Here is a 21,452-nt window from a genome sequence, read left to right on the forward strand (position 1 = left end):
CCTATTCGGCAGTGCCCAAAGCGTACCACCCAACGCCCCCGCCCAGGGTTCGCGCCCCATCCCCTGCGTGGGAACACTGGAGGCATGGCAAATACAGACTGGGAACGCGGCACCTTTGCCGCACCGAATGCGGGTGGCGCGCCCGACTGGGAGAAGGGCGCCTTCTCCACACCTGAGCCCGCCAAATCCAGCACCCTCTCCGACCTCGGCAAATCTGTAAAGGCCGGCGTCCAGCGGTTGCCGGGCATGGTCACGGGTCTGGCAGACCTGCCTATCGCCCTGGCCACTGGCGCGCGCCCCGTCACTGCGGCTGCCGATGCGCTGGGCGAGGCCACGGGTTTCCAGCCGGGCAAGTGGGCTGACGAGACCAAGTTCTCCCCTGCGTATGAGGCCGGGCGCCAGAACGTGGACGAGGCCTGGAAGGACGGCTCGGCCGGCGATATCGCGCTGGCCTACCTGAAGAATCCGGCATACACGGCGAACCAGGTGGCCGAGTCGCTGCCGTCGATGGTGGCCGGCGGTGTCCTCGGGCGTGCGGCCATGGGCGCTGGCGCAGTTGCAGCCAAGGCTGCCAACGCCGCCACGGGCACAGCGGCGCGCGCAGCCACACCCGGTGTGCTGGCGCGCACCGTAGGCGAGAAGTGGGCCGCGCCGGTGGCGGCGGGTATCGGTGAAGGCGTGGTCACGGCCGGCCAGCAGATGGAGCAGGCCACGGGCGAGGACCAGCAGCGGAATGCTGTGGCTGCCCTGGGCGCTGGCGCGCTGACGGGCGCCATCGGCGTCGGTGCCGGCCGAGTGGCCAACCGCCTGGGCCTGGAGACAGCCGAAACGGCCATGGCCAAGATCGGCACGGGCGCGACCGCGGAGGTGCCGCTCTCGGCCCAGCGCCGCATCCTAGGGGCATGGTCTCCGAGGCGGTGCTGCAGGAACTGCCCCAGTCGGCCCAGGAGCAGATGTGGCAGAACTACGCCGAGGGCAAGCCGCTGATGGAGGGCGTGGCCAGGGCCGGCACGGAAGGCGCGATTGCCGGTGGCGTGATGGGGGCTGGTGCCAACGTGAGCGGCGGGGCGAACCGCCGTGCCCGCCAGGCAGACCAGCAGGGGCGTCAGCGCGCAGAGGACGCCGCAGCCAGTGCCAACCAGCTGGCCGAGGAGGCGAGCATCCAGAACCTGGTCGGACAGCCGGTCAACCCCGTGGACCTGGGCGCGCCCGCCAACTTCGAGGACCTGGTGACTTCCAGGCCGCAGGCAGAGCCTGATCCCTACACGGAATGGGACCAGCAGGTGCAGGCCGGCGCGCGTGCTGCGCAGCCAGGTGCTGCTCCTGCTGATGCTGCTGGCCCGGCTGTTGACCCCTTCACGGATTGGGACGAGCAGAACGCTGCGGTGCGTGAGTTCCTCGGCCGCCCGCAGGACGGAACCCAGCAGCGCCCCGACTACCTCGCCGAAGTCCAGGCCGCTGTGCGCAGCGGCACGCAGTTCTCCACCCAGCAGACGGTGGACACGGTGCGCGATGCCATGGAAGACGCATGGCTGGCCCAGAACGTGGGTGCTGATCCTGCTGGTGCGCCAGCTCCTGGTGCTGGGCTGCAGGCAGCCGATGCCATGGCCGCGCAGCTGCAGGACCAGTTCCAGCAGGCCAGCGAGGATGCCGGCATCGCCGCCGTGGACGCCCGCGTGCGCACCGGCCGCATCTTGTCCGGGCTGCAGAACCTGCTGGATGGCGGCGCCGAGAACTCGGCCCAGGTGCTGGGCGGCCTGAACGAGGGCTTGGCCCGCATCAACGAGCAGCCGCTGGACCCCGCCGAGACGCAGCGCGTGCGCCGCATGGTGGATGCCTACATGGGATTCCGTGGGGTGGGTGAGCCTGCGCCGCTGCCAGCCGACCGCGCGCCAGCCGTGGACCCCTTCGCAGACAACGCCGCCATGGAGGCGCTGATCCCCCAGCGCCCGCTGCAGCGCCCGTCCGAGCGCATGGGCATCAACCCCGCAGATGGCCCGCTGTCGCGCGGCGCTGCCATGGCGGTGGATGCCGGCTTCGACGCCATCCAGCAGGCCGTCCTGCAGGCCCAGGAGATCGCAAATGCCCAAGGTGCCCAGGCACAGGCTGCCGCCGTGGCCGCCCCAGCAGCCATTCCCCCGACCGGACCCAGCGCCCTGGAAGCCGCTGGGCCTGGCCCCCTGACCCAGAACGTAGGAGCCGCCTTTGCCCCGCAAGCCGATCAAGCCCAGCAAGCTGGCGCGCAACCTCCGCAAGCAACTGGAGCGCCAGGCGCGCCGGCTGCTGGTGCTGCTGCAGCGCAGGAAGGGCTGACCAATGCCAGCACCACGACTCTCAACAATGGCGCGCAAGGCGGCCCGGCGCCAGGCGCGCAAGGACAAGCGCAGGCAGCAGCAGCCCGCCCGGCCAACTGGCGATCCAGCGCGCTTCCTGCCGGCCGCGTGGCCCGGAGTCTGGGAATAGATCCCAAGGGCAAGAGGCTGGCGCAGATCCTGGCTGAGGTGGATGCAGCTGATGCTGCGCGCGCTGGCCAGCAGCAGGCCGCTGGAGTCTTGAACGAAGAATCCCCCGCAGCTCAATGGGTGGACGCATCTGCCCGGGCCGCTCGCCCTGACCTGACTTCCATCCGCTCTGCGGGGGATGCCGCCAGTGTAGAGCAGGCGGCCGCCGCGCAGTTCAGCCGCAGCATGCCCGAGGAACTGGCCCGGACGCTCCGCCGCCTGCGCCCGCCGCCGGCTGCCGCCACGAATTCCTCTGTGCGCCAGGCCGTGAACCAACTGGTGGGCGGTATGGGTGTGCTGCCCAACAGTCTGGGCCGCATCGTGGTCACGACCTCCGATGACATCCGCGCCAACTGGGAGCCGCTGATCGGCCCGGTGGCCATGGGAGCCGAGGGCGGCGGCAAGGCCCAGGGCTTCTACGACCCCAACACCAAGACCGTGTTCGTCATCTCTGACCACATCGTGGCCGGCGACGAGCTGGGCGTGGTGGCGCACGAGCTGATGCACAAGCACGGGCCTGCGGTGCTGGGTGAGGAGGGCTGGAACCAGCTGCATGGCGCCATCGGCGGCTGGGCCAGTGCGCCGGAGGGAAGCCTGGAGCGACAGGTCTACAACGAGGCCGCCGCGCGCGTACGCGATTCCCAACCGGCCGTTGCAGATGCGCAAGCCTACTCGTCGCAGGAACTGTTCCCCTACGCCGTGCAGGTCGCGCTGGAGATGGGCGTGCGCCCCAATGCGCTGGCCAAGCCTGGCACCGTGGCGCGCTGGCTGGACCAGGTGCGCAAGGTGCTGCGCCAGGTCTGGGCCAAGATCGCCGGCAGCCGTAGCGACTTCGCCAGCCAGGACCTGGTGAACCTGGCCTTCGGCATTGCGCAGCGGGAGAACCCAGCACATGCAGGAGAACTGGATGGAGCCATTACTTCGACTGCTGAATCGAGTGCCCAGCCAGAGCAGCCAGACGCCGCCTCCATGCCTGGGCAGGCCGGTGAGCGGAAAGATGAGCAGCGGGCGCGCATTCTTCAGGGGGATCCGATCCTGACCCTCACTGGCGAGGAAGCACCCCAAACCGGCATGCTGGCCGTGCGTCAGTGGGCAACGGAGCTATTTCGGCAGCAGGGTGGTAAGGCTGTGAACCCGGAAATTGGCGAGGTGACGCTGGATGGCCGCTCGGTGCGCGATTCCATGGCCCATGGAAAGCCCAATCCGTTCAAGTACACGGCGTTTGCCGCAGTGAAGGATGTGCTGGAGAAAGGCGCTGTCGTGCTTTCCACCCAGCACGGCCGCGATGGCCAGAGCTTCTACGTCAGCGCACCAGTTCGCATCAAGGGTGTGGACGATGTGGTCACCGTGCTGGTGCGCCGTGATCCGAATGACCAGCGCATGTACCTGCACAGCGTGGCCACAAAAGAAAATCTCCTGAATCGTCGAGTTTCCGGGACTGACACCGCGGGCGGTGTGGAGCGATCCGGCTCATCCAATTCAGGAGACGGCTCGATAGTAGCGCAGCAGCAACCTGCTGGCAAGTTGTCGTCCGAGGCGGTAGCCAATGAAATCAACAGGTTGCTGAAAAAACCGCTGCAGTTCAGCCGCGCCGCGCCGGCCGCGCCCACGGCGAGCGACTACACCGCGGAGCAGGCCCGCGCAGCAGAGCATGCCTTCGGCGTTCAGGTGAAGCAGACCTGGGCCGAGCGCGCGCAGGCCATGCGCCAGAACTTCGGCACGCGACTGCGCCAGGGCTTGGTCGACCAGTTCGCCCCCATCAAGGAGATCAGCGAGAAGGCCTACATCCTGGCGCGCCTGTCCAAGGGCAGCGACGGGGCGGTAGAAGCGGCGCTGCTCTACGGCAAGCCCTACCTGCGCGACGGCGTGGCCGATGTGGACATCAAGGACGGCGGCTTCGCCAACGTGCTGGCCAGCCTCAAGGGCGAGCACGACCGATTCTTCCAGTGGGTGGCCGCCCAGCGCGCCCAGCGCCTGAAGGCCGAGGGCAAGGAGAACCTGCTGACCGACCGCGACATCACAGCCTTGCGCTCACTGGATGCCGGCCGCATGGCCGACGGCACGGCGCGCATGCCGCTGTACGCCGCGGCGCTGCGCGAGCTCAACGCCTTCAACGAGGCCAGCCTGAAGGTGGCGCGGGACTCGGGCCTGATCGACCAGGCCGCCTACGACCTCATGAAGGACCAGCCCTATGTGCCGTTCTACCGCCTCATGGAAGAGGACGGGGGCATGCGCGGCCCGCGCTTCAGCTCCGGGCTGGTGAACCAGCAGGCCTGGAAGAAGCTCAAGGGCGGCACGCAGCAGCTCAACGCCGACCTGCTGCAGAACACGCTCATGAACTGGAGCCACCTGTATGCCGCTGCCGCGCGCAACCGCGCCTCACTGGAGACCATGGACGCGGCCGAGAAGCTGGGCGTGGCCTACCAAGTGCCTGCCGACACCAAAGGCGCCGTGAAGGTGATGCGCGAGGGTGTGGCCGAGCACTGGGCCGTCGAGGACCCTTATCTGGTCGATGCCATCTCGGCGATGAGCTACACCCCCGGCGGCATCGTCAAGGCCATGGCGCCCTTCAAGCGCCTGCTGACCTTCGGTGTGACGGTGAACCCCACCTTCAAGATCCGCAACCTGATCCGCGACAGCCTCTCGGCCATCGCCCAGAGCGACCTGAGCTACAACCCGCTGGAGAACGTCGCCAAGGGATGGAGGGCCACGGCCAAGAACAGCCAGACCTACGCTTCCATGCTGGCCAGTGGCGGCATCATCAAGTTCGGCACGCAGGAGAACACCAACCAACTGCGCGGGCAGATCGAGCGCCTGGGCGGCACCATGCTGGACAAGCAGGGCTTCGACAAGCTCAAGGGCCAGATGCGCTCGCTGTGGGAGGTGTACGAGGAATTCGGCGACCGCACGGAGAACGTGAACCGCACGGCGCTGTACGAGCGCCTGCGCGCCAAGGGCCTGAGCCATGCCGAGGCCAGCTTCCAGGCTCGCGACCTGATGGACTTCAGCATGTCCGGCAAATGGGAGACGGTGCGTTTCCTGGCCCAGACGGTGCCGTTTCTGAACGCCCGCCTGCAGGGCCTGTACAAGCTGGGCCGCGCCGCCGGTGAGGACCCGCGCCGCTTTGCCGCCATGGCCGGCGCTGTGTCCATGGCCAGCCTGGGCCTGTTGGCAGCCTACGCCGATGACGACGACTGGAAGAAGCGCGAGGATTTCGACCGCGACAACTTCTGGTGGTTCAAGATCGGCGACAAGGCCTTCCGCATCCCCAAGCCCTTCGAGGTGGGGGCCATCGGCACGGTGGCCGAGCGCACGGCCGAGCTGATGATGAGCGAGGAGATGACGGGCAAGCGCTTCGGCCAGCGCATCAGCGACATGGTGTTCAACACCTTCGCCATGGACCCGACGCCCCATGCCATCAAGCCCTTCCTGGACGTCTACGCCAACAAGGACAGCTTCAGCGGCCGGGCCATCGAGGGCATGGCCGACGAGCGCCTGCGCCCGCAGGACCGCTACAACGAGCGCACCTCGGAGGTGGCGCGCCTGCTTGGTTCCTGGGGCCTGCCCGATCCGGTGCGCCTGGCCAAGGGCGAGTACTCGGGCCTGAGCCCGAAGCAGGTGGATTTCCTGCTGCGCGGGTACTTCGGCTGGCTGGCCACGGTGAGCACCACGGCGACAGACACCATTGCGCGCCCGATGCTGGACCGGGGCGAGCGCCCGGCCATGCGCCTGCGCGACACCTTCGTCGCCGGCAACTTCATCGAGGAACTGCCTACGGGCTCCAGCCGCTACGTCACCGCCATGTACGAGCAGGCCAAGGGTGTGGAGCAGGCCTGGGCCAGCTACCAGGCTGCGATCAAGTCCGGCGACGTGGAACTGGCGCGCAGCATCCAGGAGGAGGTGGGGCCGAAGCTGAGCAACCGCATGGCCATCAACGCCGCAAAGCAGCAGATGGCAGAACTGGGTCAGCGTGCGAAGAAGATCGACGGGGATCGCCTGCTGTCGGCGGAGGCCAAGCGCGATCGCCTGAACGAGATCGAGCAGCGCCGCAACGCCATTGCCGAACGCGTGGCCGGGCTCACGAACTGAGCGTGCCCTGCCGCAGGAACTGCCAAATGAAGCCCACGGCGCCGAGCCCGAGGATGATCAGCCAGTAGGTCTCGATCATCGAGCGGCGCTCGGCGGGCGTGGTCAGTTTGAAGAAGAGGATGGCTGCGATCACGAGCAGCCAGAAGATGATGCCGGGCATGCCAATATCGTGAGACAAAGCAATTGCAGGATCAATCCTTTGGCGATGGCATGCTTTGATCAAGCTGAAGTTCTAAACCTTTGTGAACGCGGAGAATCTTGCTCCCATACGTTTATCTCGCAGAGGAGATTAATTTTTTCGCATCAGGAAGAGGGAATCGTTTTGGTACTCGCCACAGCGCCCTTGTCGCGGCAATGTTCCCGAATATGGGGCATTGGAGTTCGCAAGCCAACTCCAACCGTTCATTTGGTTAGTTGAGCAGACATAGACTTCAGCGCCCTTTGGAAGGTTGCGTGTATCCCTTAGGAAGTAGCTTGCACCGAAGGTATAGTCTGGGCAGCGTCCCAGTCTTGCAGTTCGGTAAACTGCTACCCCTGCAGGATAATTGTGGTGGCAGCTTTCAATGAGATCCCCTCCGTCATAGACTTGGAATTCTCTCCATGCTACCCAAGACGGGCTGCTGGTTGTTTGAAGAACAATTGTCCGCACTGGGATTTCTTTGAGATTTTTATATTCAATCCATTGATTGTCTTGGGTATATCCAGACACTTCACCGAAATCAAACCATTCCCCTGCATCATTTCTTCCCCAAATATGATGCACAGTGTTTCCCGCAGGATTTTGAGAGGGAAGCATCCTCAAAATAGAGAACATTCTCTCGGAGCCCAGGTCAATATCTATCCACTGAGTGGGACCCGCGCCGGCGTTCCAGATCGTATTGGGATTTCCATCCGCAGCTTTGGTCATGTCAGCTACGTTGCCGGATGCGTTGGTAATCGTGATAGGCAGCAAAACGCCGCCACTTTGTGCGGATGCACCCGCCGCGAACATTGCAGCAGCTGTTCCAATTGACGCAGCAACCAACTTGAATGATTTCATTTGCAACTACTCCTCCAGTTTTGAAGTCATGCATGCTAATAGAGTTTTGCTCGTGTATTTTTAGATTTCCCCTATTGGGCTGTGGATTAATTGCTGCGACCTATTGGTTATTGAGCAAACTATTACTTTGCTAACTATTTGAGTAATGGAAATGTAATTGGTCGCACACTTTCGCGGAGCGCGTGCCCCGGCTAGGGTTCGACCAATGGATGCACGCCCGGGAAACTGCGGGCCATGCCATCCACCCCAAGCCCATCGGCCCGTTCCCCTCGGAATGGACAACCGCGCACCCGACTTCAAGCTCGGGCTGCCCGAGGGCGCCGGCCACCTGCTGCGTGATGCGCTCAACGTCGATGTGACGGCCCAGGGCTCGCTCAAGACGCGGGGCGGGTATGCGCTGGCAGAGCAGGGCCTGGACTGTCATTCGGGCTGGTCGCCGCTGGACGGCTCGTATGGCCTGTACTGCGACAGCGGAGACATCTTCCGCATCGATGTGGATGCCTCGGGCGCCACCACGCGCACCCAGGTCGCAGCGGGCTACGGCCGGGTCACGCCAGTCGTGTACTGCGAGGTCAACGAGGCCGTGTACTTCACCGACGGCATCCGCGTCGGGTCCTACCACCCCGTGCCTGGCCCAACCCCGCGCTGGCTCAATGCGCAGCCGCAGGTCGTGGGCGATGTGCAGTTCTCCCTGATGCCGGCGGGCAGCAGCATTGCCTACCAGGGCGGCCGGCTGCTCGTGGCCGTGGGCTCGGCGCTGATCTACAGCGAGCCCTTTACCCCAGGACTGCGCGACGAGTCGCGGGGCTTCGAGATCTTCCCCGCGCCCATCACCTGCATCGCGGCCGTGGAGGCCGGCGTGTTCGTGATGGCGGACAAGACCTATTTCCTGGCCGGTGGCCTGCCGGCGCAGTCCATGCGCGCGGTGCTGCCGTACGGCGCGCTGCAGCAGCAGGCGGGGTATCGGCTCGGGGCCATGGGCGGCACGGACGGCGCGCACTGGATGAGCACGCGCGGCATCGTCTCAGCGCGGCCGGACGGGTCGCTGGTCAACCTGCAGGCCGAGCACATCGCTATGGAGGCCTCGGGCGCGGGCGCAACGCTGTACCGCGAGGCCGACGGCATGCGCGCCATCGTGGCCACCCTCTCTCAATCCCCCAGCACTTCGGCCGGCGTGGGCTCCTATGCCCAGGCCCGGCTCGTACGAAAGGCCCAGCCATGAACACCAACCACGACCAGCGCGCCAAGCACGCCATTCCCTGCGGCTTCACCCACGACCTGGCGCTGCGCCGCCGCGCCGACGACGCGCTGGTGCACCGCGAGCGCCTGCACAACCGCGTGCCCGGCGAAGGCCTGGACCTGATCGCCAACGCCTGTTTCAAGGGCACGGCCATGCCGGCTAGCCTATTCATCGGTCTGTGGTCCGGCTCCTATGTGCCCAACGGCACCGAGACGGCCGCCACGTTGCCCACGCTGGTGACCGAGGTCACGCAGTACGACGGCACGACGCGCAAGGCCTGGGTGCCGGGAAACGTCTCGGCCGGCGGCGTGAGCAACGAGCTGAGCCTGGCGCGGTTCAGCTTCACCGGCATGCAGACCGTCAACGGCGTATTCGTGAGCAGCAGCTCGGGCAAGGGCGCGGACACCGGCTCGCTGCTGTCCATCGTGCGCCTGCCCGTGGCGCGCACCGTCGATCCCGCCTTCTACCTGGAGATCCTGGCGGGCTTCCAGTTCATCTCCGTTTCCTGATCCACAGCTTCCTGACTTTTCGAGGACCACCACCATGACCACCAAAGCCTCTACCGGCCTTCGCAATCACATGCTCGCCACGGGCTCGCTCAAGGCGGCCCTGGATGGCGGCTTCCTGGAGCTGTACCAGGGCCCGGAGCCCGCCACGGCGGACGCGCCCATCGATCCGGCCCAGCACAAGCTGCTGGTGCGCATCTACAGCGACGGCACCTCGGCGGGCTTGACGCTCAGCCCCACGGCGGCCGACGGCTTCATCGAGAAGTCCACGCAGACCTGGAGCGGCACCAACATCGACACGGGCACGGTGCAGTTTTTTCGCTTCGTGGGGCCCTCCGACAGCGGGGCGCTGTCCACCACGCTGGCGCGCCTGCAGGGCACGGTGGCGCGGGCGGGGGCGGACCTGAACATCACCAGCGTGGAGCTGACCGCAGGCGCGCCCCAGGCGGTGAACTTCTTCTCCATCGCGCTGCCTGCGTTCTGAGCGGGTTGGGCAGGATGCAGGAGGGGCGATGGCCTATCTGATCAAGGACGGCGTGCTGCAGCCGACCGAGCTGCCGGTGCTGCGCACAAGCCGCGGGATGCTGCTGGTGCACGCATTGGACGAGCAGCCCTGGGCGATTGGCGCGGGAGGCGATGCGACCAACTCGCTGTACCCGCCCTATGCACCGCAGCCGGCGCCCAGTTGCGAGATGCGCGTCGAAGCGGGCACGGCGGATGCTTCGCTGATCATGCATTGGGACAACCAGGTCATCGAGCCATGGGAAGCGCAAAAAAGCGCCAACCTGGCCTTCAGCTATTACGTGGCGGAAGAGGGCGCCGGGATTGCCTTGCGCGTCTACAGCGGCGAGCGCCTGGACAAGCCCCTGCCCGGTGGCATGGCCGGGTCGCTGACGCTGCGGGTGCTCAATGGCGACTTCCAGCTGCTGGATGCGGCGGGCACGGTGCAGGGCGCGTTCACGGTGGCCGAGATCCAGGCCAGCCTGACGGAGACCAACCCCTTCTGGCCCGACGGTACGCCCATCCAGCACGACCCCATGGCCATGTTTGGCGTGGCCTTCGCAGCCGACCGCAATCGCGCGCCGGACGTGCCTGCGGCCCACACCCGCGGCGGGGACGCCATCATCGATGTGATCTATGGCGCAGGCAGCGGCCCTGCGGAGTTCTGGACGGATTTCAAGCTGGCGCGCGAGGTACTGTGATGCTGATCTACAAGGATTTGCCCGATGCAGGCCTGCCCGAGCACCAGGCGCTCAAGGGCCTGCTGGCCGTGGGCAGCGAGTTCATGGTGGAGCAGCGCGAGGACAGCGAGGTGCGGCGCGCGGGCGAGTTCATCGAGATGCGGCGCCGCCCGGTGGGCGAGGGCGTGCGGCTGTGCGCGGTCTTCGAGTCCTCCGATGCCCGGCGCCTGTTCGACGACGGCAGCAGCCAGCTGCTGGGCGATGACCAGGACCGGGCCGGCGGCTACACGCCGGTGCGCCGTACGGGCCTGTTCACGGCCCTGATCGATGAGCAGCAGCTGGACCGCGGCCCCGACATCGTGGGCGGGTTTAAGCAGACCGTGCGCCTGGCGCGCTACACCAAGGTCGAGGACAGGGTGCATGACGTGGATCACACGGCGCAGGAGGGGCGCGGCCGCGTTTGGCACCTCGGCGATGGAGAGCACCTGCTGCTGGTGCGCGAACGCTTCGACGCGGACGATCCGCGCTTCTTCATGGGCGTGACACGGTCCGGCGCCACGACGCGGCGCACGCGCCTGAGCCGCGTGGAGCTGGTCAAGATCAAGGCCGACACGGGCAAGTCGGCTGGCGTACTGATGGCGTTCGAGACCTTCAGCGGCCTGGGGTTCGATCCCGGCAACCGGGCGGTGCGCGTGGTGGATGCCGAGGGCAGCGAGGCGCTGTACGACGCCTATTCGGTCTACACGGGCCGCGCCGGCCATCTGTGGGGGCGCTTTACCCAGGCCGGCTACCGCATGGACCCCAGCGCCTCGTATGCCGTGGCCGAGCCGGCCTGGCACCCCGACAGGTTCCTGAGCCTGGTGGCCGTGCACGGGCGTGCCGTCGATGCCCTGCGGCCCGATGCCTCCATCCTGCGGCAGCTCAGCTGCAGCTACACGGACCGGCGCGGCGAGGTGCAGACCAGCACCATCACCTTCCCCGCCCATCCCGATCCTGCCTACATCTGGTCGGCCATCGAGACCGAGCTGCTGCGCGTCTCGCCCACTGCGCTGCTGCTGCGGGTGCTGTTCGCCGCCGTGCTGGCGCCCGGCATCGCCACGGCGGGGGCGCACGGCGGCTCGTTTTGGGCGTTTTTCTGGAGCGGGGATGCGGGCGCCACCTGGGCCTGGCTGGACCTGACCGGCATCTCCGAGCACAAGGGGCTGCCGCAGACGGCCGTGGGCATGATGGCTGGCCGCAATGGCAAGGCCTTGCTGTTCACGGCCAATGTGGATCTGGTGGCCGACGGCTGGGACCAGGACATGATCGTGGTGCACGAGATCTCGGGCGCGGGCGGCGCGACCCTCGGCAGCATAGATGGCAGCGTGTTCTCCGCGGGGCTGGATACGGGCACCGTGCTGGAGGGGCGCATGCGTTTCCCGCGCTACTGGCCCGTGGCCTTCGGCGGGGGCGCCGAGGTGCGGGCAGAGGCTGGAACCCGCCAGGCGCTGTGGATGCAGTTCGACCCCTTTGGCATCCTGCGCAGGCCCGACCCCCACATCATCGACTACCCCAACGCGCGGCCCATGCTGCTGGTCTCGCTGGACGGCGGGGCCAGCTGGCAGCGCCGCATGCTGCCCGAGCCCTGGCCTCAGCGCGTGGGCTTCGTGGTCTCGGCCAGCCGCGGCCAGCTGCTGGTGCCCGTGTATGCCGAGCGCCAGGCCGATGAGTCGGGCCTGCTGCGGCCGCTTCAGGTCCGCGTCCATGCCTCCAAGGATGGGGGCCAGACCTGGAAGAAGCGGCCCTGGCGCATGACGCTGCCGGCCATGGCTTGGGTGGATGGGCAACTGCTGCCCGGTAGCCGCGGCTATGACATCACCGACTACCGCTACAGCTACAACCGCGGCGAGCTGTTCCCGCTGGTGGCCGTGCGCGACGAGCGCGGCGATGTGCTGCCCATGAACCCCGGCCGTCCCTGGATTGCAGATGCGCGCGTGAAGGAGCCTGCGTATGCCTAACGCCCTGGTCAAGGACAAGAAGCTGGTCCAGTACATCCCGGCCGTGCCCGAGGACCCTGGCTTTCCGGGGACACCCGCCGTGCCGGCGCGCACTACCTACGAATGGCGCGATGTTCGCATCGAGGCCTCGGCTTCGTCCATGAGCGTGCACTACACCTATGAGTACGACCGCACTGGCGAGACCCGCTCGGTCGGCAGCCTGGCGCAGGTTCCAGAGGCATTTCGTGCATCGGCCAAGGCCTTCTGGACCACGCCGCTTGATGTCCTGCGCAAGATGGTGGGCAACCCCGGCCTGGGCGCGAGCGCTGCGAACTACAGCGACGTCTGGGGCGTGGTCCAGGTCGACAGGTCCTGGGTGCGCGCGCCGCTGACCTGGACCAGCGCCTGGATCATCCGGCGCGAGAACGTGCGCATCGATATCCCAGCGCAGCCCGCCGTCCCGCCCCGGCCGCCCAGGAAGGGCACGCCGGCGCGCTCCAGCTACGACATGCACTTCGGTTGGAATGCCGGGGCGCGCAGCCTGCGCGAGCTGCCGGCCGGCTGGGTGGGCACAGTGCAGTTCAGGCTGCCCCGGCATGTGGGCGCTGTCGTGGGCCTGGCGCCCGTGGGCCGCGCGCCGGGGGGCGTCAGCGGGAGCTTTCCGCGCTACGGCCTGCTGTTCGGCGACGGCCAGATCCGCGTGCGCGAGGCCGACACCAACCTGCGCCAAGTGGGCACGCCCACGGGCAATGATGCTGTGCGCGCGGAGATCTCCGCCGGGCGCATCGACTGGTTCGTGAACGACGTGCTGGTGCACCGGGGCCCGTTCTCCATGCCGGGGGGCTTCGTGCTCGATGCTCTGCTCTACGCGGGCGACGACACCGTGGATGCGCCCCTGCTCAAGGATGGCGTGGCGCAGAACGAGGAGTCGGTGCTGATGATGGCCCCGCTGTCCACGGCCGCCACGGCGCTGGAGCCGCTGCAGCTGCGGCTGGGCCTGCGCCCGCTGGACCTGTTCGCCTCCGAGTTGCCCATGGCGCAGGCCAAGGCCCGGCTCCGGCCGGTGCGCGTGGCTGGCGATCCCATACCGCGCGGCGCGCTGCAGCTGCTGCCGGCCCAGGTCCGTGCCTCCGATGCCGCACGCGATGCCGTGGCGCGGGTGGCGCTGGCCCGCCTGCGCAGCACCGCCCAGGTGGAGGGCGGCGACGGCGCCTGGATCCCGCGGTACTCGATCGGCAGCATGGTCATGCCGCCGCCGGCGGTCTTCGGGGCCATCACCGGCGGCCAGAGCCACGACTACCGTATGGCCCTGGGCGCGGCCTTCACCGTGGCATCCCAGGACGCCCATGCCGAGGGCCGGCTGCGGCTGGCTGCTGGCCGGGCCCAGGCCGACATGGAGGCCCTGGGCCACCTGGTGCGCGCGCTGAACCTGATGGAGGCCGGGGCGCAGCTCGTGACCAGCGGCTACGTGACTGTGGTCATCGCCGAGCGCATGGGCGCGGCCGGGACCCTGGTGTTGGGCGCGGCCGGCCTGATGCTGGATGTGCACGAGCAGATCGGCAGCCAGGCAGAGACGCAGATCTCGGGCGCCATCGTGGCCAGTGTGCTCGAGCACCTGGGCGCCGTGGAGCGCTACCGGGCCCTGGTGTTCCGGGTCGTGGACGGTCGGCCGGTGCTCATGGACCCGGGCCATGCCTGGGTAGTGAACACGGAAAGCAGCGCTTCCACCCGCTACGAGGGCTATGCCTTCGACAGCTTCATGACCGTGGGCGGCCGGCATTTCGGCGTGCGTGCCGATGGTCTCTACCGGCTGGGGGGTGCCACTGACGCGGGCCTACCCATCGCATGGGGCGCGGGCCTGGGCAAGCACGACTTCGGCAGCCAGGCCATCAAGCGGCTGGCTGCCGTGCATGCCGGTGTCTCGGCCACGGGCCAGCTGTATGTGCGCATCGGCGACGGCCAGCAGACCTGGACCTACCGGGCGCGGCGCGTGGATGCGGCCCAGCGCGTGCAGCGCTTCGACCCGGGCCGGGGCCTGGCCGCCAACTATTTCACGTTCGACCTGGTGGGCGAGGGCGCCGCCGAGCTGGACAACATCGTCTTCGGCGTCGTGGCCGGGCAGCGCCGCATCGGCGGGAGGAACTGAACATGGCCAACGGACGCGCGCTGCCTTCGGCGCTGCTCTTCGACTTCCTGCTGGGCCGGGCCTGGAACATGGCGCTGCAAAGCTACGGCGAGGCCCAGGCCATCGAATCGCCCGTGGCCAGCTTCTCGCCAGCCACAACGGACGGTGCCTACCAGCTACCGAGGTACAGCGGCAGCTTCGACACCAGCGCCGCGGCAGCCTGGGTGGCGCAGCATGACCGCGCCGTGCAACTGCAGCTGGAAGACGTCTCCCGGGCCTGGGCCACGGAATTCCAGGGGGTGATGGACATCGTGGCCCCCGTGGGCCCGGGCTGGCGTGGCGCCGTGCAATGGCTGCGCTCCACCCTTCATGGGCAGGACGGCCTCGGCTACGTGGGCCAGGACCATCGCCTGGCCCAGGCGCAGGAGCAGGGCGCCCTGGTGCTGGCATCGCTCAACCAGCGCGCGCTGCCGCTGCCCGCCGGTGCTGCGCCTGCACTGCAGGCCGTTGCCGCTGGTGTGACCGGCCTGTACCAGGAGCGTCTGGCTGCCCAGATGGCGGCCGACCGTCAAGCCGAGGCCCGGCGGCTGCTGGTCGACGCCGTGACCGAGCTGGCCCGCCTGCGCAACGCCGCGCTGGACGCCGCCATGGACTACGTGTTCGCTCAGATGAACATGATGTTCGACGTGTTCGGCCGCAACAACGACTACCTGACCCGCGTGCGCCGCGACGAGCAGGCCCTTGCCGCTCACATGCGGGTGGCCAGCTCCGACCTTGCACGTTGGGACTCCCAGACGCTGATCAACCAAGCCGGCAGCGCCGCTTCGCAGCGCACGGTCAAGGCCATGAACGACAGGGCGTTGGCACGCATCGGCCTGAACGTGGAGCAGCACATCAAACGCCTTCGCCGCGCATCCTCGCGCGCGGCCTCGGCGCTCAACAGCGCAGGCGTGACGGTGAACTCCAGCGCACAGGAATCCAACAACGTGGACGCGGAGGGCTGACCATGGCCACAGGCATCGCAATGCAGGGAATCTCGGCCGCCATCGTCTACACGGCCATTGAGCGCATTGGCAAGATGATCTCGGACGCCGAGGGCCGCATGCAGTCCAAGGTTGTGCCCGCCATCACGAGCATCATCGATGGCATACCGCGCGAACCCGAGGTTGCCAAGGCCAAGCACAGCAGCAGTCTGTCGGCCGCCATGTCGGCGCTGGGGGCAGCTTCCGCGGTGGGTAGCGCGCCCCATGTGCAGCCCCTGCCGCAGTTCATCGAGCAGGCCGTGGGCTCGTTCTTCACGGGCTACACGGGCGTGGTCGATGACCTGTTCCCGGGCCTGCTGGACGCTGGCGCCGACGCGGATGCCTGGATTCGGTCGGTCCTGGCCTCGGCTGTGGGCACGACCTATGTCGAGAGCGTGGACCGCGTGGCCGGCGACACCGCCTTCGCGCTGGCGCGCAAGGATGCGTGGGCCGGCGAGCGGGACCTGCTCGACGCCGCGGCCGCCAGCGGCCACCGCTTCGCCCCGGGCGCCACGCACAACGCCATCGCGCGGCTGCACGCCGAAAGCACCCGGGCCGCGGCCGATGCCATCGCAGCTACCCATGCCGCCCGCCTGCGCGAAGAGCGTGAGACCAAGATGCGCCTGGTGCGCGCCGAACTGGACCAGCGCATGGACCGCATCAAGCAGCTGCACCAGCAGACCGCTCAGGCCTTCCGCGACAAGCTCAGGGCTCGCGGCATGTGGATCAGCGATCAGGATGCGGTCATCGACAGCTTCAACAACAGCTACGCCGTCACCGCACAGTTCAGCGCGCGCTTGGCCCAGCTCACCCAGGAGGCCGCGCTGCGCCACTACAGGAGCACGGCCGATGCGTTCGAGATCAGCGACGTGGCCGTGGACCTGGCCAAGCTCAAGATGGCCAACGGCCAGGAGATCGTGGACATGCTGGGCAACATGGTTACGACGCTGAACAACCAGATCCGGGCGGGTGGCAGCTACAGCGGTACCGAGAGGGATATCACGGATTGGGATGGGGTGTTGAGCTAGTTTTTACCTCAGGTGAGTATTTCTCAAAGAATTTGATTTGCTCGGGTTTGTGAAAATTAAGATTACTTGCTAGGGCGACAAGTTCTTTATTTAATTCATTTGCCTCTTTAAAAGAGTTATTTGCTTTTTTAAGCTTTAATTCTTCCTCGTTATGGATTATTGGCTCCTCCTTGCTGACTGCTAAGGCTTCTCTTCTTGCCTCATGTAGCATTCGAATGGTCCAGGCAAGTTTTGCCTCCGAGGAAATTAAATTTTTAATCAGTGATTGATGCTCTTCTGCAAAATTGTCTGCTATTTCTTTCTGATCTGGGTATTTGCACAAATGCACGATTGGCTCCATTTTTATTGATTGCCGAATCATACCCGAGGTATTGTCGATCACCTATTGAGCCAGCATACCCCGGCTAGGGTTCGCCTGCGCGCGCCCTGGCCGGGACACTGCGGGGCATGACCAAGCCGGCCAAGCTCAACTTCACGATCTACCAAGGCGCCACATTCCGGCGGCGCCTGCGCTGGCTCAACCCCGACAAGACACCCATCGACCTGACGGGCTGCACGGCCCGCATGCAGGTGCGCGAGGAAATCGAATCCACAGCCACGCTGCTGGAACTGACCACGGAGAACGGCCGAATTGCGCTGGGTGGCACGGCCGGCACGGTGGATCTGCTGGTCGACGCGGGCACCACGGCGGCCATCACTTGGAGCGGCGGGGTGTTTGATCTGGAGATCGTGCACCCCGGTGGCGAGGTCACGCGCTTGGCCGAAGGCTCTTGCTGTGTGAGCCCGGAGGTCACCCGTGACTGACGTGCTGATCGTGCACGAGACCGAGATCCTGGCCGAGGAAGCCCAGGACTCGGTTCTGGTCGAGCAGGTTGAGGAAACCGAGATCCTGGCAGTGGCGGAGCAGGGGCCGCCTGGCCGCCAAGGTCAGCCAGGGCCGCCCGGCGGCGCCGCCACCGTCAAGGTCGGCCAGCTGCCCATCAGCGGCCACAGCGTTGTGGCCTGCGACAGCGCTGGCGAACTGGTCGCAGCCGACGCCACCAACCCCGCGCACCGTGGCGCCGTGCTGGGCATGGTGGCCGACGCATACAGCCCTGGCGACGACGCCGTGGTGCAGACCGGCTACGTCCTTGAGCACGCCGGCTGGACCTGGACGCCCGGCCCGGTGCTGGTCGGGCTGTCGGGGCAACTGGCCCAGGCTCCGCCCGCTGGCGCGCTGTTCGCCCAGGTCATCGGCCGGGCGCTGTCTTCCACCCGAGTCCTCATCGACATCAACCCACCCATCACCCTTGCATAGGAGGCCACCATGGCTGCAAAGAAAATTCTCCGCTTCGTCGGCAACGCCATCACTGAGGTGTTTGGCGTACAGGCATCCACAGGCGCCGCCAATGCTGGCGATATCGTCTCCCTGGATGATTCCGGGCGCCTGGACATGAGCATGATGCCGGTGGGCATGGGGGCCGATACGGCTGTCATTGCCTCCAGCGAAGCCCTCGCAGCAGGCGACTTCGTGAACATCTGGAACAGCACCGGCGCGAAGGTCCGCAAGGCAGATGGCACTGTGTCCGGCAAGGAGGCCCACGGCTTCGTGCTGGCCGCCGTGACCAGCGGCGCGAACGCCACGGTGTACTTCGAGGGCACCAACACGCAGGTGTCTGGCCAGACGGCTGGCCCTGTCTTCCTGCAGACCACGGCCGGAACAGCAGGGGCCACGGCCCCCAGTGCAGCGGGCAACGTGGTACAGCGCCTGGGCATCGCCATCAGCGCCACGGCCATCAACTTCGAATCCGGCGTCCCGGTGGTGCTCGCGTAAGCCATGGCTCAACGTCGCCCTGTCGTTCTGATCAATGGCGCTCTGCGGGAGCTGCCAGTGGGGGATGTGCTGCCCGCGCGAATCTTGGGCCCTGGCCTGAAGACGCCGTTTTTCGAGAGCGGCGTTTGGACCGCGCCACAAGACGGCATCATTGTTGTGCGTGCAATGTCGGCAGGTGGATCGGGCGCACTCACAAATTCCACAGGCACGGCTGGCACCGGCGGCTATTCCGGCGCATGGGGAATGAAGCTGCTGCGCGTTGTGAAGAATGACGTTGTGACGGTCACCATCGGAGCTGGTGGAGCCGCTGTACTTGCGACTGGCAACGGCAATGCAGGGGGCAACACCACAATCACCGTGCAGGGCGTTACATACACCTTGCCCGGTGGCCCGGCTGGCATCTACGCTGCGTCTGGAGTGCCCGCTGTGCCTGACGGACCGGCGCTCCCGACCGGTTGGGATATGGGGGCTGGATCCGTGAAGCCCGGCGCTATCGCATCCGGCCGAACGGGCGGGGCCGGCATGGACATCCTGCGTCTTGGCAACAATGCAACAACATCGGGCAGCAGCGCCCATAGCGGGGGAGGGGCACTGGAGGGCCATCTCCCGGAACAAGAGGAGGCGGTGCAATGCCCAATGGCGCAGATGCCACGGGCCTGCTTGCGACGAATGCGGGAGCGAATGTCGACGCCAGCGATGGCGGTTGGCTGATCAGTTTTTACGGGGGTAGTGGGGGCGGTACAAGCAACGGCGGTAATGGCGGTGGCGGCGCCGGGAGTACGTCTGGCGCTGGTAGTGCAGGCGGTAACGGTGGCGGTGGCGGAGCGGGCAATGGCGTTGGTGGTGCAGGCGGCCTCGGAGGAGGAGGCGGCGGGTGCACTTCGGCCGGTGTTGTCGCGCGCGGTGGGAACGGCTACGCCTGCATCGAGTTCATCGCAGACCTGGGGGTGTCCTGATGCCTGTGATCGAAATCGTGGACGGTGCGGGTAAAGCCGTGGACCGCATCCTTGCAACCATCGAGATTGCAGAGCAACTGCACCCCGGGGCGTGGCGCCTTGCCCCTGAGCCGGCTCCGGAAGATGTGGCAGGCCTTACGCACGAGGTGCCCCGTTGGGCCGGCCGCCTGGCGCTCAAGCGGCATGTGCTGGAGCAGGATGCCCTGGTGCTGTTGGCCCCTGACGATGCCCGTCCCGAGGACAACCTGCTGGCGCGCGTGCTGGCGTGGCGCGACACCTTGCAGCCCGGCGAGATGTTGGACCGGGTGGACGCAGTGCTCAACGATGCCAAGGACTGGCTGCGCGACAGCGAGACCGTGGCGGCGGTGGCTGCTGTGCTGGGCCTGACAGCGGAGCAGGTGGACACGCTGTTCGCCTGGGCCGCAGCGCAGCGCGCGTAGCCCCCGTGTAGGGTTCGCCAGCGCGGCCCGGCCCCGGAATCATCGGGGCCATGAAGAAACACCTCGTATCCCTGCTCGCGCTGATGGGTATCCACCAGCACCTGAGCGCCGAGCAGCGGCAGGACCTGGCCAATGCTGCTGTACATGCCACGCCAGGCGCTGCTGCCACTGGGGTGTTCAAGGTCTGGGGGCTGCCGCTCAGCGAATGGCTGGTGGTGGCCTCGCTTGCTTTCATCGTGCTGCAGGCCGGCTATCTGATCTGGAAGTGGCGCCAGGACTACCAGCGCGCCCAGCAGCGGCAGCGCCTCGCGCGCCTGGCAGGACTGAAGCCCGAGGCTGAAACCGACTGGGGCGCGCCATGAGCACGTCCCGCATGCCAGCCGCAGGCCTAGGAATTGGCGCGGCCATTCTCGCGGCCTGGATTGCCGCAGAAGGCTTCAGTGCGGCGCCCATCATTCCCGTGCAGGGCGATGTGCCCACCATCGGCCATGGCGCCACGCGCTACGAGGACGGAACCCGCGTGACCCTGGCCGATCCGCCCATCACACGCGAACGGGCGCGCGAGCTGGCCATCAACCTGCTGGAGCAGCAGTACGGCGCCTGCGTGCGTGATTCGCTGGGCGACACTCGGGTGCACCAAGTCGAGTTTGCCCAGGCCGTGGACTTCGCGGGCCAGTACGGCTGCGGGGCCTGGCGCGGCTCCTCGATGCTGGTCAAGACACGGGCTGGCGACTACGCCGGCGCCTGCCAGTCCTACCTGTCCTGGCGATTCATGACCAGCACTCAGCCTTTGCAGGGCTACAGCGCCTACCAGTGGGACGCGGCCGGCCGTCCGAAGCGCTGGCGCTTTGACTGCTCGGCACCCGGCAACAAGGTGTGCCGCGGCGTGTGGACACGCCAGCAGGCGCGCCACGCGGCCTGCATGGAGGCCCAGCCTTGATGGACCGCCTGCAAACCCATGCCTGGCAGCTGCTGACCCTGCTGCTGGCGGCGCTGCTGGTCTGGCAGTCGCTGGCGCGGCTGGGTGCCGAGCGCGATGCGGCGCAGGCACGCACGGATCTGGCGACCGACCGCCAGGCCGCTGCCACCGCCGCGCTGCACGCATCCGAACGCTATCGACAACGGGAAGGAGCCTACCGTGAACGTCTCGACTTTCTTGCACGCGACTCGGACCTGGCCCTGGCGCGCGCTGCGGCGGATGCCGATGCTGCCCGCGCTGCTGCTGGCCGGCTGCGCGGCGACCTCGCCGACTACATCACCGCCCACCGTGCCGCCGCCCAGGCTCGCGCCGCTGCCGGACAATGCACGCCAGACACCGCAGCCCTCGATCTGCTCGCCGAGCTGCAGCGCCGCGCTGACGAGCGAGCGGGAGCGCTGGCGCGCATTGCTGACGACGCCCGACACCGAGGCAGCGCCTGCGAGCGAGCGTATGACGCCGGTAGCGCGATGATCGAGTCAGTTCATTAGAACTGGCTGCCGGCCCACCTAGTGGCGTGTACGTGGCAGAGCAATACGCAGGAGCGCTCTCAGGACCGC

The 21,452-nt window shown here is 67.1% G+C and carries 21 protein-coding genes; 18 read left to right on the top strand and 3 right to left on the bottom strand.

Going from position 1 to position 21,452, the window contains the following annotated elements:
* Positions 1 to 84: 84 nt before the first annotated feature.
* Both CLV01_RS16680 and CLV01_RS29205 read left to right on the top strand, forming a co-directional pair.
* Entirely contained in the window at positions 85 to 987 is a 903-nt protein-coding gene (locus tag CLV01_RS16680; RefSeq protein WP_099735305.1) for a hypothetical protein, read from the top strand.
* On the top strand, positions 903 to 6,590 hold the full coding sequence (locus CLV01_RS29205) for an LPD38 domain-containing protein (protein WP_180288414.1): 5,688 nt from the start codon (positions 903 to 905) through the stop codon (positions 6,588 to 6,590). The genes CLV01_RS16680 and CLV01_RS29205 overlap by 85 nt, the downstream gene beginning before the upstream one ends.
* On the opposite strand, the gene CLV01_RS29210 is transcribed toward CLV01_RS29205, so the two are convergent.
* On the bottom strand, positions 6,580 to 6,750 hold the full coding sequence (locus CLV01_RS29210) for a hypothetical protein (RefSeq protein WP_180288415.1): 171 nt from the start codon (positions 6,748 to 6,750) through the stop codon (positions 6,580 to 6,582). The two genes, CLV01_RS29205 and CLV01_RS29210, sit on opposite strands and share 11 nt — an antisense overlap.
* A gap of 129 nt (positions 6,751 to 6,879) precedes the next feature.
* A complete protein-coding gene (locus tag CLV01_RS16695) occupies positions 6,880 to 7,629 on the bottom strand; it encodes a discoidin domain-containing protein (protein WP_099733754.1) in 750 nt (249 codons plus the stop codon).
* A gap of 274 nt (positions 7,630 to 7,903) precedes the next feature.
* On the opposite strand from CLV01_RS16695, the gene CLV01_RS16700 reads away from it, so the two are divergent.
* From CLV01_RS16700 to CLV01_RS16735, 8 genes are read left to right on the top strand one after another with little or no spacing between them, the layout of a single operon-like run.
* On the top strand, positions 7,904 to 8,851 hold the full coding sequence (locus CLV01_RS16700) for a hypothetical protein (RefSeq protein WP_099735306.1): 948 nt from the start codon (positions 7,904 to 7,906) through the stop codon (positions 8,849 to 8,851).
* Positions 8,848 to 9,378 carry a hypothetical protein gene (locus tag CLV01_RS16705; RefSeq protein ID WP_099733752.1) on the top strand — a complete coding sequence of 177 codons (531 nt, stop codon included), beginning with the start codon at positions 8,848 to 8,850 and terminating at the stop codon, positions 9,376 to 9,378. The genes CLV01_RS16700 and CLV01_RS16705 overlap by 4 nt, the downstream gene beginning before the upstream one ends.
* A 34-nt stretch (positions 9,379 to 9,412) precedes the next feature.
* Positions 9,413 to 9,859 carry a hypothetical protein gene (locus CLV01_RS16710; protein WP_143290043.1) on the top strand — a complete coding sequence of 149 codons (447 nt, stop codon included), beginning with the start codon at positions 9,413 to 9,415 and terminating at the stop codon, positions 9,857 to 9,859.
* A gap of 28 nt (positions 9,860 to 9,887) precedes the next feature.
* Entirely contained in the window at positions 9,888 to 10,577 is a 690-nt protein-coding gene (locus tag CLV01_RS16715; RefSeq protein WP_099733750.1) for a hypothetical protein, read from the top strand.
* A complete protein-coding gene (locus CLV01_RS16720; RefSeq protein ID WP_099733749.1) occupies positions 10,577 to 12,553 on the top strand; it encodes a hypothetical protein in 1,977 nt (658 codons plus the stop codon). Before CLV01_RS16715 ends, CLV01_RS16720 begins: the two co-directional genes overlap by 1 nt.
* A complete protein-coding gene (locus tag CLV01_RS16725; RefSeq protein ID WP_099733748.1) occupies positions 12,546 to 14,678 on the top strand; it encodes a hypothetical protein in 2,133 nt (710 codons plus the stop codon). The genes CLV01_RS16720 and CLV01_RS16725 overlap by 8 nt, the downstream gene beginning before the upstream one ends.
* Before the next feature lie 2 nt (positions 14,679 to 14,680).
* Entirely contained in the window at positions 14,681 to 15,661 is a 981-nt protein-coding gene (locus CLV01_RS16730) for a hypothetical protein (RefSeq protein ID WP_099733747.1), read from the top strand.
* Between the two features lie 2 nt (positions 15,662 to 15,663).
* A complete protein-coding gene (locus tag CLV01_RS16735) occupies positions 15,664 to 16,707 on the top strand; it encodes a hypothetical protein (protein ID WP_099733746.1) in 1,044 nt (347 codons plus the stop codon).
* Here the strand turns inward: CLV01_RS16735 and CLV01_RS28810 are convergent.
* A complete protein-coding gene (locus CLV01_RS28810) occupies positions 16,679 to 17,089 on the bottom strand; it encodes a hypothetical protein (RefSeq protein WP_143290042.1) in 411 nt (136 codons plus the stop codon). The genes CLV01_RS16735 and CLV01_RS28810 overlap by 29 nt on opposite strands.
* A 65-nt stretch (positions 17,090 to 17,154) precedes the next feature.
* Here CLV01_RS28810 and CLV01_RS16740 point away from each other — a divergent pair, with 65 nt between their 5' ends.
* The 8 genes from CLV01_RS16740 (at position 17,155) to CLV01_RS16775 (ending at position 21,383) form a co-directional block, all read left to right on the top strand.
* Positions 17,155 to 17,511: a hypothetical protein gene (locus tag CLV01_RS16740; RefSeq protein WP_099733745.1), complete on the top strand. Its 357-nt coding sequence runs from the start codon at positions 17,155 to 17,157 to the stop codon at positions 17,509 to 17,511.
* A complete protein-coding gene (locus CLV01_RS16745; protein WP_143290041.1) occupies positions 17,504 to 18,004 on the top strand; it encodes a hypothetical protein in 501 nt (166 codons plus the stop codon). The genes CLV01_RS16740 and CLV01_RS16745 overlap by 8 nt, the downstream gene beginning before the upstream one ends.
* A gap of 9 nt (positions 18,005 to 18,013) precedes the next feature.
* Positions 18,014 to 18,520, top strand: coding sequence for a hypothetical protein (locus CLV01_RS16750; protein ID WP_099733743.1), 507 nt, complete (start codon positions 18,014 to 18,016; stop codon positions 18,518 to 18,520).
* A 3-nt stretch (positions 18,521 to 18,523) separates the two neighbouring features.
* Complete coding sequence (locus CLV01_RS29960; protein ID WP_441306978.1) at positions 18,524 to 19,231, top strand: glycine-rich domain-containing protein; 708 nt, start codon at positions 18,524 to 18,526, stop codon at positions 19,229 to 19,231.
* A 244-nt stretch (positions 19,232 to 19,475) separates the two neighbouring features.
* A complete protein-coding gene (locus CLV01_RS16760) occupies positions 19,476 to 19,916 on the top strand; it encodes a hypothetical protein (protein WP_257221343.1) in 441 nt (146 codons plus the stop codon).
* A 50-nt stretch (positions 19,917 to 19,966) separates the two neighbouring features.
* A complete protein-coding gene (locus tag CLV01_RS16765; protein ID WP_099733742.1) occupies positions 19,967 to 20,278 on the top strand; it encodes a hypothetical protein in 312 nt (103 codons plus the stop codon).
* The gene (locus tag CLV01_RS16770; protein ID WP_099733741.1) at positions 20,275 to 20,856 is read left to right on the top strand and encodes a glycoside hydrolase family protein; all 582 of its coding nucleotides are present in this window, start codon (positions 20,275 to 20,277) and stop codon (positions 20,854 to 20,856) included. Before CLV01_RS16765 ends, CLV01_RS16770 begins: the two co-directional genes overlap by 4 nt.
* The gene (locus tag CLV01_RS16775) at positions 20,856 to 21,383 is read left to right on the top strand and encodes a DUF2514 family protein (RefSeq protein WP_099733740.1); all 528 of its coding nucleotides are present in this window, start codon (positions 20,856 to 20,858) and stop codon (positions 21,381 to 21,383) included. The genes CLV01_RS16770 and CLV01_RS16775 overlap by 1 nt, the downstream gene beginning before the upstream one ends.
* Positions 21,384 to 21,452: the final 69 nt, after the last annotated feature.

The organism is Delftia sp. 60 (assembly GCF_002754395.1).
GTDB lineage: Bacteria > Pseudomonadota > Gammaproteobacteria > Burkholderiales > Burkholderiaceae_C > Comamonas > Comamonas acidovorans.